This window comes from Thauera sp. 2A1, from assembly GCF_009469595.2.
GTDB lineage: Bacteria > Pseudomonadota > Gammaproteobacteria > Burkholderiales > Rhodocyclaceae > Thauera.
Window position 1 is genome coordinate 118,747 of the sequence record NZ_SSXV01000003.1, and the last position, 12,865, is coordinate 131,611.

The 12,865-nt window shown below is 67.5% G+C and carries 14 protein-coding genes; 11 read left to right on the forward strand and 3 right to left on the reverse strand.

Going from position 1 to position 12,865, the window contains the following annotated elements:
- The first annotated feature begins 164 nt into the window (after window positions 1–164).
- The 9 genes from GH664_RS04150 (at window position 165) to GH664_RS04190 (ending at window position 6,949) form a co-directional block, all read left to right on the forward strand.
- Window positions 165–1,010, forward strand: a complete 846-nt coding sequence (locus GH664_RS04150) for a flagellin domain-containing protein (RefSeq protein WP_153166867.1) — start codon at window positions 165–167, stop codon at window positions 1,008–1,010.
- A gap of 80 nt (window positions 1,011–1,090) precedes the next feature.
- The gene (locus GH664_RS04155; RefSeq protein WP_153166868.1) at window positions 1,091–1,471 is read left to right on the forward strand and encodes a flagellar protein FlaG; all 381 of its coding nucleotides are present in this window, start codon (window positions 1,091–1,093) and stop codon (window positions 1,469–1,471) included.
- Between the two features lie 19 nt (window positions 1,472–1,490).
- Window positions 1,491–2,834: a flagellar filament capping protein FliD gene (fliD, locus tag GH664_RS04160; protein ID WP_153166869.1), complete on the forward strand. Its 1,344-nt coding sequence runs from the start codon at window positions 1,491–1,493 to the stop codon at window positions 2,832–2,834.
- A gap of 39 nt (window positions 2,835–2,873) precedes the next feature.
- Window positions 2,874–3,284, forward strand: coding sequence for a flagellar export chaperone FliS (gene fliS / locus GH664_RS04165; protein ID WP_153166870.1), 411 nt, complete (start codon window positions 2,874–2,876; stop codon window positions 3,282–3,284).
- A gap of 48 nt (window positions 3,285–3,332) precedes the next feature.
- Window positions 3,333–3,677 (forward strand): flagellar protein FliT, encoded by a 345-nt coding sequence (locus GH664_RS04170; protein ID WP_153166871.1) that lies wholly within the window; start codon window positions 3,333–3,335, stop codon window positions 3,675–3,677.
- Window positions 3,678–3,720: 43 nt separating this feature from the next.
- A complete protein-coding gene (locus tag GH664_RS04175; protein ID WP_153166872.1) occupies window positions 3,721–4,923 on the forward strand; it encodes a flagellar hook-length control protein FliK in 1,203 nt (400 codons plus the stop codon).
- 13 nt (window positions 4,924–4,936) lie between these two features.
- Window positions 4,937–5,293 carry an EscU/YscU/HrcU family type III secretion system export apparatus switch protein gene (locus GH664_RS04180; RefSeq protein WP_153166873.1) on the forward strand — a complete coding sequence of 119 codons (357 nt, stop codon included), beginning with the start codon at window positions 4,937–4,939 and terminating at the stop codon, window positions 5,291–5,293.
- A 77-nt stretch (window positions 5,294–5,370) separates the two neighbouring features.
- On the forward strand, window positions 5,371–6,150 hold the full coding sequence (locus GH664_RS04185; protein WP_153166874.1) for a flagellar brake protein: 780 nt from the start codon (window positions 5,371–5,373) through the stop codon (window positions 6,148–6,150).
- Window positions 6,151–6,157: 7 nt separating this feature from the next.
- Window positions 6,158–6,949, forward strand: coding sequence for a flagellar brake protein (locus GH664_RS04190; RefSeq protein ID WP_153166875.1), 792 nt, complete (start codon window positions 6,158–6,160; stop codon window positions 6,947–6,949).
- A gap of 54 nt (window positions 6,950–7,003) precedes the next feature.
- Here GH664_RS04190 and fliE read toward each other — a convergent pair whose 3' ends face one another.
- From fliE to GH664_RS04205, 3 genes are all read right to left on the reverse strand, one after another.
- On the reverse strand, window positions 7,004–7,324 hold the full coding sequence (gene fliE / locus GH664_RS04195; protein ID WP_096446196.1) for a flagellar hook-basal body complex protein FliE: 321 nt from the start codon (window positions 7,322–7,324) through the stop codon (window positions 7,004–7,006).
- Window positions 7,325–7,407: 83 nt separating this feature from the next.
- A complete protein-coding gene (locus GH664_RS04200) occupies window positions 7,408–8,829 on the reverse strand; it encodes a sigma-54 dependent transcriptional regulator (protein ID WP_153166876.1) in 1,422 nt (473 codons plus the stop codon).
- On the reverse strand, window positions 8,826–10,010 hold the full coding sequence (locus tag GH664_RS04205; protein WP_228111374.1) for a PAS domain-containing sensor histidine kinase: 1,185 nt from the start codon (window positions 10,008–10,010) through the stop codon (window positions 8,826–8,828). Before GH664_RS04205 ends, GH664_RS04200 begins: the two co-directional genes overlap by 4 nt.
- Before the next feature lie 139 nt (window positions 10,011–10,149).
- On the opposite strand from GH664_RS04205, the gene fliF reads away from it, so the two are divergent.
- Window positions 10,150–11,856, forward strand: coding sequence for a flagellar basal-body MS-ring/collar protein FliF (gene fliF, locus GH664_RS04210; RefSeq protein WP_153166878.1), 1,707 nt, complete (start codon window positions 10,150–10,152; stop codon window positions 11,854–11,856).
- Window positions 11,853–12,854, forward strand: a complete 1,002-nt coding sequence (fliG, locus tag GH664_RS04215; RefSeq protein WP_153166879.1) for a flagellar motor switch protein FliG — start codon at window positions 11,853–11,855, stop codon at window positions 12,852–12,854. The genes fliF and fliG overlap by 4 nt, the downstream gene beginning before the upstream one ends.
- The last annotated feature ends 11 nt before the right edge of the window (window positions 12,855–12,865 follow it).

The window sequence follows — 12,865 nt, forward strand, 5'->3', positions numbered from 1 at the left end:
CTCTCATGCTCGGAAGAGCTACGCTGCACCGGCGAAATTATCTCAAGGATTTCTTCCGGGCACCGTAAAAGCAACCAAGAGCATAACGAAACGCTCCTCACCCGCCCAGGCCGACGACGAAACCAACGGGTGTATGACCAACCTGACCTTCCAGGAGAAACATCATGGCCCAGACGATCAACACCAACGTGGCTTCGCTCAATGCGCAGCGTAATCTCTCCGCTTCCCAGAGCTCCCTGGGCACCACCCTGCAGCGCCTCTCCTCGGGCCTGCGTGTCAACAGCGCGAAGGATGATGCTGCCGGCCTGGCGATCGCCGACAGGATGAATACCCAGGTGCGCGGCATGAACGTCGCGGTCCGCAACGCCAACGACGGCATCTCGCTGGCACAGACGGCTGAAGGCGCGATGGGCAAGATCGGCGACAACCTGCAGCGCATGCGCGAGCTGGCCGTCCAGTCGGCGAACGACACCAATAGCGCCGACGACCGCACCATGCTTGACTCGGAATTCAAGCAGCTCGCGGAAGAAAACGACCGCATCATCAAGAACACGAAGTTCAACGGCCAGGAACTTCTGACCGGCGCAGGCGGCGATAGCGGCACATTCACTTTCCAGGTTGGTGCAAACACGTCTGGCGACAACCAGATCTCGATCACAACGACGGACATCGCGGGCGCCATGACCACCGCAACGGTCGGATCGAGTGCAACGTTGGGCACCGATGCTTCTGGCGCACGCGACGCGATGGATGCCGTTGATGCTGCGATGAAGGAAGTAAACAAGGCCCGTGCCAACTTCGGTGCGTCGCAAAACCGCTTCGACGCAGTGATCAGCAACCTGCAGGTCGCGTCGGAAAACCAGTCCGCCGCCCGCGGCCGCATCGTGGATGCCGACTTCGCGACCGAAACCGCCAACCTGTCGCGCACCCAGATCCTGCAGCAGGCCGGTACCGCGATGCTGGCACAGGCGAATTCGCTGCCGCAAAACGTGCTGTCGCTGCTCCGCTAAGCCTGAGCCGACCTGAAACAAACGACGGGCGCGGGGCGTAAGATACGCTCCGCGCCGTCTGTCCATAAGGAGGACACACCATGTCGATTCAGCCCCTCAGTAGTAGCGCCGCATCCATGCAATCCATGGTCGCGCGCGAGGCGCAGGCCAGCCGGAGCATGCCCGCGGCGCAAGGGGTCGAAACCCGGCCCGAGAACGTTCAGACTCAGACCGTGGACGGCTCCCAGAAAGTCCCGAGCGCGGGAGAATTGCAGAAGGCCCTCGAGGACGTTGCCAAGGCGGTCGCTCCGATGGCGCAAAGTCTCGAGTTTTCCCTCGACAAGGATTCGGGCAAGACCGTGGTCAAGGTGATGGACACCGAGACCAACGAGGTCATTCGCCAGATTCCGTCCGAAGAAGTGCTTGCCATCTCGAAGGCGGTCGACAAGCTCAAGGGTTTGCTGATCAAGCAGCAGGCCTGAACGGCAGGAGGGTAGCAAGATGGCGATCAGCGCAGCAGGAGTCGGTTCCGGTCTGGACGTCGGCAGCATCGTCAGCCAGTTGATGGCAGTGGAGCGCCAGCCGCTGACCCGCCTGCAGGATCAGCAGAAGAGCTACCAGTCCAAGCTGTCGGCCTTCGGCCAGCTCCAGAGCGCCATGTCCAAGCTCCAGGACGCGGCCGCCACACTCGCGAAGTCGAGCACTTTCTCGGCGACCACGGCAAACGCTGGCGACACGAAGGCGTTCACCGTCACCTCGACCGCATCGGCGCAGACCGGCAGCTACAACCTCGAAGTCACCCAGCTCGCCCGCGCGCAGCGCACCGCGACGAGTGCCACGGTAGCCCCGGACCTCGCTGGCGGCGGTTCGCTCACGATCACGCTCGGCTCGGGAACGCCGAAGACGGTGAACCTCGAGGATGGCGCCACGCTGCAGGACCTGCGCGACGCGATCAACGCCGCCGATGCCGGCGTGAGCGCGCAGATCGTCAATAACGGGACGGTCAACCAGCTCGTCATCAGCAGCAAGGAAACCGGCGCAGCCAACGCGTTCAAGCTGGAAGGTACAGGCGGATTGAGCGCGTTCAGCTTCGACCCGGCCGCACCGGCGGGCGACATGGTCTCCGTGCAGCAGGCCCGGGACGCGAAGCTGAGTATCGACGGCCTCGCCATCACCCGCAGCAGCAACACGGTGAGCGATGCAATCGACGGCGTCACGCTGACGCTGGTCAAACCGACGGACGGCGAGACTGCAGTGACGGTGGCACGCGACGACGACACCGCCAAGAAGGCCATCGACGATTTCGCCAAGGCCTACAACGACCTGAACTCGTTGATCCGCAGCCAGACGAGCTACGACGCCGCAACCAAGAAGGCCGGAACGCTGAACGGTGACGCCAGCGTGCGCTCGATCCAGGGCCAGTTGCGCAGTGTGTTCACCAACCCGATGGCCGGGCTCAGCGGCGCGACGATGCTGTCCCAGGTCGGAATCAGCTTCAAGACCGACGGCAGCATGTCGGTCGACAGCAAGAAACTGGCCGAGGCACTCGCCGATCCGTCCAAGAAGATCGGGGAACTCTTCGCCGGCAACGGCACTGTAGACGGCGTTGCCAAGACGCTCGAGACGCGGATCAAGGACATGCTGGGCACCGACGGCCTGCTGTCAGCGCGTACCGAAGGCATCAATCGCACGATCAAGTCGTTCGACTCGCGGATCGACACGCTCGAGGTTCGGCTCGAGAAGGTACAGGCTCGTTACAGCGCCCAGTTCACAGCGCTCGATGCGACGATGTCGAGCTTGAACACCACGAGTGCTTACCTTACACAGCAGCTCAGCCGGCTCTAATTACAACAAGCTGTCCCGCATCTCCAGGAGATTGACAAGATGTTCGGAGGTTTTGGTAACCGTGCTGCCGCTTATGCAAAGGTCGGCGTGGAAACCGGCGTCAATACGGCCGACCCTCACAAGCTGATCCTGATGCTGTTCGACGGTGCCTTGCTGCAGGTACGCACCGCCGGTATCGCCATCGGCAACGAGGACATTCCGGGCAAGGGCGCCGCCATCTCGAAGGCAGTCGAGATCATCATCAACGGCCTCAAGGTGAGCCTGGACTTGAGCGCCGGTGGCGAACTGGCCGGGCGGCTGGCCGCGCTCTACGACTACATGAGCGACCGCCTGCTCTACGCCAACCTGCACAACAGCCAGCCCGCGCTGGACGAAGTGGCGGGCCTGCTGGATTCGCTGCGCGAAGCGTGGGCGAGCATCCGCAGCCAGGTCCAGCCGGTCGCGGCCTGATTCCTGCTTGGGCTCATTCGTCCGTCGCTACCGCACTGCCGCCGAACCATGCTCACCCGCCCTGCCCTCGACGCCCTGACCGCCCGCTATGAAGCGATGGCGGAAGCGGCGCGCGCCAACGACTGGGACCGCCTGTCCGCGCTGGAGCGCGAGGCAGCGGGCTTGCGGGAGGCAGCACGCGCCGACGCAGATGCGGCGACGGCTGCCGCTGCGCAGTCGGCCCTGCCAGCCGCGGAGCTAGCGGCCCTGCGCAAGGGCATCGAGCGCATCCTGGCGCTGGATGCCGAGATCCGCAGCCACGCCGACCCCTTCCTTGCCAGCGTGCGCAAGCTGCTTGCCGCCGGACGGCAGGAGCGCGCGCTGCGCAGCGCCTACGGCGCGCTCGAGCCCTGACGCGCACACCGGCTGAGCCGGCGGCAGCCATGGAGCCCACGCGATGATCCCCGCCGACCTCGCCGCCCGCCTGCGCCTGCTCAACGAAGCGAGCTTCTTCAACACCGAGCAGCCCGTCTCCGGGCTGCAGCGCACACGTGAGATCCAGGCCGACCTGCCCGAGCTGCTGCCGGGGCAGCGCGTCACGGCGACCTTGCAGCGCCCCCTGCCCGACGGCACCTTCCGCGCCCTCATTGCCGGACGCGAGATGACCCTGTCGCTCAACAGCCCCGCCAACAACGGCGACACGCTCGAGCTGGAAGTCTCGCAGGTCACGCCGCGGGCAGTGTTCGCGCGCATCGTCGGCACCGAGGCCAGCGTCGCCAGCGGCGCTTCGGCGCAGGCGTCGCTGAGCCAGACCGGTCGGCTGATCAGCTTCCTGCTCACCGGCCAGCCGGCCTCCAGCCCCGCTGAACTGAGGGCCGGGCAAGCCCTGATCAGCGCCCCGCCGAGCAGTGGCGCGCAACTGGCGCCCGCGCTGCGCGACGCAATCGGCCAGAGCGGATTGTTCTACGAAGCGCACCAGGTGCAGTGGGTGCTGGGCAAGCTGGATCTCGCCAAGCTGCAGCGCGAACCGCAGAACCAGGCGCCAGCGTCTGCCGTGGGCGGCGCCGGCGCGGGTCCGGCGGGTTCGCCGGCCACGACCGAGTCACGACCCGCGACCGCGGCCGAGGTGCGGCCGGCGACGGCCGAGCAGCGCCTTGCCACGCCAGCCCCCCTGGGCGACACACGAGCCCCGGAGCGCGGCACAACCATCGACAACGCGGCCCCGTCGCCCCGCAGCACAGCCACCACCAGCGACGCGCCAGCGGCAGCGCGCGCCGAGCCCATCCCGGAGCGCCTGCTGCCGGTGGTGCATCGGCAGCTCGATGCGCTGGCGACAAACCAATACGTGTGGCAGGGCCAGGCGTGGCCGGGGCAGCCGGTGGAATGGATCATCCACGACCCGGAGGACCCGTCCGAAGGCCGGGAACAAGTCCAATCTGGCGAAACTTCACCGGAATGGAAGACCACCCTGCGCCTGACGCTGCCGCGGCTCGGCGGCGTCGAGGCGCACCTGCATCTGACCGCTGCGGGCGTCGCGCTGCGCATGCGCGCCGACGATCCGGCCACGATGGCGGCGCTGCTGGATCGCCGCGGCGAGCTGCAATCGGCGCTGGAGGCCGCCAACCTGGCGCTGGCCGGCATGGTGGTGGAAGAGCAATGACCAAGGTACGGCGATGAACTCCGACGCCCGGCCCGATGTACGCGGCGAAGCGGTCGCCCTCGCCTACAACGCGGGCGAGGCGGCGCCCCGCGTGGTGGCCAAGGGGCGCGGCGTGGTGGCGCGCGAGATCATCGAGCGCGCGCGCGAGGCGGGTGTCTATGTGCATGAATCGCCCGAACTGGTGAGCCTGCTGATGCAGGTGGATCTCGACGCGCGCATCCCGCCGCAGCTCTACGTTGCGGTCGCCGAACTGCTGGCCTGGCTCTACCGTGTCGAACAGGGCGCCGAAGCCGGCAACGCACCCGTCCCCGCGCACGGCAGCCTGCCGGAGAGCCTGCCGCGCCGGGGAGCAGGCGCACAGGCGGGCTGAGTCGTGCTATAAGCCACGACTGCCTCCCGACTCGACTCATCCGCCCACCCAGCTCCTGGTTGCGCAATCCACTTACCATGGCCACCGACGACAAGCTGACCCGTGTGGAACTGCTGCAAGCCGACGACGAGTCGCGTTACCTGCTGCGCGACCCATTGGAAATTGTGCACCTGATCCGCATGCTGGCAGCCGAGCGCGCCCTGGTCACGGCTTACCTTGCTCCGGGCAGCCAGTCCCTCCTGACGATGGTGCTCGGCGTGACGTCCGGTGAAGACGCCGTCCTGCTCGATGGCAGCACGTCCGAGGCGATCAACCGCCAGGTCGAGCTCGCCGAGCGGATCACCTGCATCACCCACCTCGACAAGGTGCGGGTGCAGTTCAGCCTCGGTACGCCGTCGCGCCAGGCCACGGGGAACGGAGCGGTGTTCAGCACTGCGCTGCCGACCGAGGTCCTGCGCCTGCAGCGGCGCGATTTTTTCCGCCTCAACACGCCTGTGGCGCAGACCGTGCTGTGTTCGATCCCGCTGGACACGCGGCATGGAATCGGCGGGCGGGTGGAGATGCGCATCCTCGACATCAGCACCGGCGGCATCGCCGTTGCTGTGCCGCCCAGCGGCCTGGCGCTCGTGCCCGGGATGTCGTTCGACGGTTGTCAGCTCAAGCTGCCCGCCAGCGAGCCGATATCTGCGCAGCTCACCGTGCGCAACGTGTTTCGCCTGGTCACCCGCAACGGCACCGAGATGCTCCGTGCCGGCTGCCAATTCACCGGATTGTCGCCGCAAGCCGAAGGCATGATCCAGCGCTACATCATGAAGAACGAAAAGCAGCGCAGCGCCCTAGCCCGCAGCCGCCACTGAAGAAGCCATGTCCCAGCCAGAGCAAGACCGCGCCCAAGGCAGCGAACCCGACCGCATCCAGCCGCTGCCGACCGAAGGCCTGGACAAGTACCTGCTGCATGGCCCGCGACAGATCCGTCAGTTGCTGCAGTCGCTGAGCGATGCCCATGCGCTGGTGAGCGTGCATCTGACGCCGGGGCGCGAATCCTTCCTCAGCGCCATCGTCTCGCTGGCCGACGACGAGAGCGCGGTCTATCTCGATGCCTGCATCGATGAAGGCACGAACCGCCGCGCCACCCAAGCCGGCAAGCTGCTGTGCGTGACCCAGCTCGAACGCATCCGCATCCAGTTTTCGCTCGAGGCGGCGGCACTGGCCACCCTGGACGGCCGCACGGCCCTGCGGGCGCCGCTGCCCGCACAGATGCTGCGTCTGCAGCGGCGCGAGAGTTATCGGCTGCACGTGCCGCTCAGCCACGAAGCACGGTGCGCGCTCCCCCGGCCGGATGGCGGACCGCGCCTGCCGGTCAGGATCATCGACATCGGCGCCGGCGGGATTGCCTTCCATCTGGCACCGGACGCCCTGCACGTCGAATTGGGAATGGAACTGGCAGGCTGCCTGCTGACGCTTCCCGATGTCGAACCCATGGTGGTAGCGCTCGAGGTGCGCAACATCACGACGCAACCCAGCCGCAGCGGCAGCGACAACCTGCGCGTCGGCTGCCGCTTCGCGGCCCTGCCCCGCGGCGCCGACACGGCGATCCAGCGCTACATCCTGCGAACTGAAAGGGAACTCAACGCACGCGAACGCGGCGGGCTCTAACAGCGGCGCTCGCCGCTCCCACGCGAATAGTTGCCGGATGCGAGCGGATGCCGCTCACACCGACATGTTCATGATGTCCTGATATGCGGTGACGAGGCGGTTGCGCACCTGGACCATCTGCTGAAACGACAGGTTGGCCTTCTGCAGGTTGACCATCACGTCCTGCAGATTGACGTTGGGATCGCCGGCGGAGAAGTTCTGCGCCATTTCCCGTGCCTCGTTCTGCGCGGCGCTGACGTCCTTCAGCGCGCCGTTGAGCACGTCGGCAAAATTGACGCCGCCGGCCGCCTCTTCGGGCTGCACCGGCTTGTTCTGCGCTGCCTGTGAGACAGAGCGCAGTTCGCTGAGCATCTGGTCGATTCCGCGGGTGTCCATATCCTCGCCCCCGGCTGCGGGTGGTACGTGATAAACGATTCCAATCTAGCACAGCAAACTGCATGCCACCATGCCGGCGCAGGCTAGATGTCGTAGCCCTCGTCGCGGTACTGCTGCAGCTTGTAGCGCAGCGTGCGCTCGGAAATGCCCAGTTTTTCAACGGTCTTCTTGCGCGAGCCACCCAGCTCGCGCAGCGTTGCGAGGATGTGCTCGCGCTCCAGGTCCTTCATGTTGGACGTCCGTGCGCCATCGGTTGGAGGCGCTGCGGCGGCAGGAGCGGCAAATCTTGCCGGTTCCGGCACGGGCGCGGCTGCCGGTGGCGCGGGCGAGGCGGCAGCCTGTTGCACCATCGCCCCGCTCGCCGTTCCGCCGCCGTCCCAGTGCGGCAGGCACAGGCGGATCGTCTCCGGCGTGACGGTGTCACCCGCGGTCAGGATCAGCACCCGGTGCATGGTGTTCTCCAGCTCGCGCACATTGCCAGGCCAGTTGTAGCGCTCCAGCAGGGCCTCGGCCTCCGGCGACAGGCGCACCTGGCGCTTGAGCAGCGCCGCATGGCGGGCGAGGAAGTGGCGCGCCAGCGGCACGATGTCGCCCGCGCGCTCGCGCAAGGCCGGGATGGCCAGCGGGAAGACGTTGAGGCGGTAATAGAGGTCCTCGCGGAAGCGGCCGGCCGCCACCTCCTTCACCATGTCGCGGTTGGAGGTGGCCAGCACGCGGATGTCGAGCGGCACCGGCTTCTTGCCGCCGACGCGCTCGACCTCGCGTTCCTGCAGCACGCGCAGGAGCTTGGCCTGCAGGCCGAGCGGCATCTCGGAGATCTCGTCGAGGAGCAGCGTGCCGTTCTGCGCCTGCTCGAACTTGCCCGGCTGGGCGGCCTGCGCGCCGGTGAAGGCGCCCTTCTCGTGGCCGAACAGCGTAGCCTCGAGCAGGCTGTCCGGGATCGCGGCACAGTTGATGGCGACGAAAGGCCCGGCAGCGCGCGGCGAATGGGCATGGATGTAGCGCGCGAAGACTTCCTTGCCGGTGCCGGACTCACCCGACAGCAGCACGGTGGCGTCGGTTTCGGCCACGCGCGCGGCGAGCGCGAGCAGGTTGCGGGTGTGTGGATCGTCGGCGATGGTGTCGTCGCCTTCTTCCTGCACCGCCGCGTAGCGGCGCACGTTCTCGAGCAGCACTTCGGGCTCGAAAGGCTTCATCAGGAAGTCGCAGGCACCGCCGCGCATCGCCGCCACCGCCTTGTCGACGTCGCCATACGCGGTCATCAGCAGCACCGGCAGTTGCGGCAGGCGCGCGCGGATCTCGTGCAGCAATTGCAGGCCGTCCATGGGCTGCATGCGCAGGTCGGTGACGACGATGTTGAACGCCTGGCGCTCGAGCTCGACCAGCGCCGCGGGCCCGCCGTCGACGCCCGTGACCTGGTGGTGCGCCATTTCCAGCGTGAAGCACACCGCGTCGCGCAGCGCGGCGTCGTCCTCGACGACGAGAATGTTGAGTGCCTGGGTCATGATTGATGGATCGCCTCGGCGCCTGCTTCGCCACCGGCAGCCAGCGGCAGGGCAAGCGTGAAGATGGCGCCCTGCCCGGGCGCGGAGCGCAGCGTGATGTCGCCGCCGTGGCCACGCGCCACGCCACGGGCGATGGCCAGCCCCAGCCCGGTGCCGTCGGCGCGGGTGGTGAAAAAGGGATCGAACAGGCGCGACTGCAGCTCGGGTGGCACACCACGTCCGCTGTCGCGCACGATGAAGCGCAGGCCAGGCTGCGCGGATGCGGTGGCCGCGTCACTGCCGGCGGCGTCGAGTTCCACGCGCAGACTGACGCTGCCGCCCGCCTCCGTGGCCTGGATGGCGTTCTCCAGCAAATTGGTGAGCGCGCCGGCGAGCGCCTTGCGGTCGCCATGCAGCGCGGCATCGCCACAATCGCAGACGCACTGGAAGTCGAGCTGGCGCGCGCGCGCCAGCGGCTCCAGGGTGTGCGCCAGCTCCGCGGCCAGTTCGCAGGCACCGAAACGCTGCCGGCCGAGGCTGTCGCCACGGGCAAAGAGCAGCATGTCGCGGATCAGGCGCTCGAGGTAGCGCAGGCGTTCGATGGCGCGGTCGGCCACCCTGGCCCGCTCTGCCGCGCCCAGCTCGGCCTGGCGCAGGTTGCCGGTGTAGAGCAGCGCGGCAGCGAGCGGTGTGCGCAACTGATGGGCGAGGCCGGCGACCATCTCGCCCATCGCGGCGAGGCGCTCATTGCGCTCGGCCGTCAGGCGCATCTGATGGGTGTCGGTGATGTCGTGCAACAGCAGGATGCGCTCGTCGCCCGACTCCAGCGCCGTCTCCGACAGGGCGAGGCGCGAGGTCTCGCCAGATCGGGCGAGGGTCAGTTCGCCGGGGGTCTCGGTGGCTTGCAGCGCGCGCCCAACCTCGTCCCAGTCGCGCCCGGCGAGCTCGGCGCCGAAGAGGGCCTCGGCGGCGCGATTCACCTGCACCACCCGCCCACTTCGATCGAGCACCACCACGCCGGCGGGCAGCGCGCCCATCAGCATGGTGAGCCGCTCGGTGAGCTGCGCGACCTGGCCTTGCAGCGCGTTGTATGCGGTGGACAACTCCTCCGAGGCGCGGCTGAACAGCGCGAACGCTTCGGCAAGCTGCGCTGCGTCCAGCGCGGGAGCGGGTGGCGTGGCGGGATCGATGGCGGGTTTCACGGCGGTCACTGTAGCCGATACCCTGCCATGGTAGCCGGCAAACAGGCGGCAAAAAATGCCGCTTTTCCTGCCGTCCCGCTTGAGCCGGCCGACGGACAATGCCGTCATCCGTCAAAGTGCACGCAACAGGATCGTCGCCATGGCAACCGCTGAAAACACCGCCGACGCTGCCCTCGGCGCCGCGCCCGCCGAGGGCGGTCCGCCGTCGCGCCTGCAGCAGACGCTGCAGAACATCAACGCGCTGAGCCAGCGCCAGAAGATCGCCGCGGCGGCGGCCATTGCCCTCGCCATTGCGCTGATCGTCGGTGCGCTGCTGTGGAACCGCCAGCCCGAGTACGCGGTGCTGTTCTCCAACCTGGAAGAGCGTGACGGCGGCCAGATCATTGCGGCGCTGCAGCAGCAGAACGTGCCCTATCGCATGTCCGACAACGGCAGCGCGATCCTCGTGCCGCAGGCCGCCGTGCATGAAATCCGCCTGCGGCTGGCGGCCAATGGCCTGCCCAAGGGCGGCCTGGCGGGGTTCGAGCTGATGGATGGCCAGAAGCTGGGCATTTCGCAGTTCAACGAGCAAATCAACTACCAGCGCGCGCTCGAAGGCGAACTGTCGCGCACCGTGCAGTCGATCGCCACGGTCGCCAGCGCACGGGTGCACCTGGCCATCCCGCGGCAGACCGCCTTCCTGCGCGACGACCAGAAGCCGACCGCCTCGGTGATGGTGAACCTGCGCCCGGGACGCACGCTCGATGCGAACCAGGTGGCGGGCATCGTCCATCTGGTGTCGTCCAGCGTGCCGCGCATGACGGCCTCGGGCGTCAGCATCATCAACCAGGACGGCGAGCTGCTCACGCAGCAGGCCGATCCCCTGCGCCGGGCCGGCATGGACCCCACCCAGCTCGACTACGTGCGCGAGCTCGAAGCCGGCTTCATCCGCCGCATCGAGAACATCCTGGGACCCATGCTGGGCAAGGACAACTTCCGCGCGCAGGTCGCGGCCGACGTCGACTTCAACCAGGTGGAGCAGACGGCCGAGACCTACAAGCCCAACCCCACGCCCGACCAGGCGATCCGCAGCCAGCAGACGAACGAACAGGTCAACCCGGCGCCGGGCGCGATGGGCGTGCCGGGCGCGCTGAGCAACCAGCCGCCGGTGCCGGCGACGGCGCCCATCACCTCGCCGGCGGTGCCGGGCGGGGCCGGCGCGGGCGTGGCGGGCGCGGGCAGCAGCACCCGCAGCGCGGTGCTCAACTACGAACTCGATCGCACCGTCCAGCACGTCAAGCAGTCGATCGGCCAGGTCAAGCGCCTTTCGGTGGCGGTGGTGGTGAACAACCGCTCGGCCACCGCGCCCGACGGCCAGACACAGAACCTGCCGCCGAGCGAGGAGGAGATCGCACGCATCACCAACCTGGTGCGCGAGGCGGTCGGCTACAACGCCAATCGCGGCGACACCATCAACGTGGCGAGCAGCAGCTTCACTGCGCCGGCGACCGAGGCCGCACTGCCACTGTGGAAGGATCCGCAGATGCTGGATCTGGGCAAGGAGCTCGCCCGTTGGCTGATCGTGCTGCTGGTGATCCTGCTCGTGTATCTTGCGGTGGTCCGCCCGCTGGTGCGCGCCGTCGTTCCGCCCAAGGAAGAGCAGGCGGAGGAAGAGGCAGCCGCCGTTGCGGGCGAAGAGCTCGAGGAAGGCGAGGAAGGCGTGCAGGTCAGCCTCTCCGGCGCCACCGAGGAGGACAGCTACGAAGCCCATCTGGAGCGCGCGCGCAACCTCGCGCGCAATGACCCGAGGACGGTCGCCAACCTGATCAAGGAGTGGATGGGCGCCACCGAGGAGGGCCGCAAGTGACGACACCGGAAGAAGGCCTGGAGAAGGCCGCCCTGCTGCTGATGACCCTGGGCGCCGACGAGGCGGCCGAGGTGTTGAAGCACCTTGGCCCGCGCGAAGTCCAGAAGCTGACGATGAAGATGGCCACCATGCCGGCGCAGGCGCGCAGCAAGGTCGATCCGCTGCTGGTCGAGTTGAACGAGCACTTCGGCAAGGGTGCGCTGATCCAGTCCGACGAGGACCAGTTGCGCAGGATGCTCACCAAGGCGCTCGGCGACGAGCGTGCGGGCCAGTTGCTGTCGCGCATGGTGCAGGGATCGGACACGGCCGGCATCGAGGCGCTGAAGTGGATGGACGCGGCGACGGCGGCCGACCTCATCCGCGAAGAGCATCCGCAGATCATCGCCACCATCCTGGTGCATCTCGAATTCGACCAGGCGGGCGACATCCTCAAGCACTTCAACGACCGCCTGCGCAACGACGTGGTGCTGCGCATCGCCACCCTGGACGGCGTGCAGCCGACCGCGCTGAAGGAGCTCAACGAGGCCCTGTCGCGGATGCTGGCCGGCGCGACGACGGTGAAGAAGGCGGCGATGGGCGGCGTGCGCCACGCGGCCGAGATCCTCAACTTCGTCGGTTCGGCGCAGGAGACCGCGGTGATCGACAGCGTGCGCGAGTACGACCCCGAGCTGGCACAGAAGATCCTCGACGAGATGTTCGTCTTCGACAACCTCGTCGACATCGACGACCGCGGCATCCAGACGATCCTGCGCGAGGTGCAGTCCGACTCGCTGATCGTCGCCCTCAAGGGTGCGACACCCGAACTGCGCGACAAGATCTTCCGCAACATGTCGAGCCGCGCCGCCGAGATGATGCGCGAGGATCTCGAATCGCGCGGGCCGGTGCGCCTGTCCGAGGTCGAGGCCGAGCAGAAGGAAATCCTCAAGATCGTGCGGCGCCTGGCCGAGGAAGGCCAGGTGATGATGGCCGGCAAGGGAGGCGACGATGGCTTCGTGTAAGCCTGCCGTAC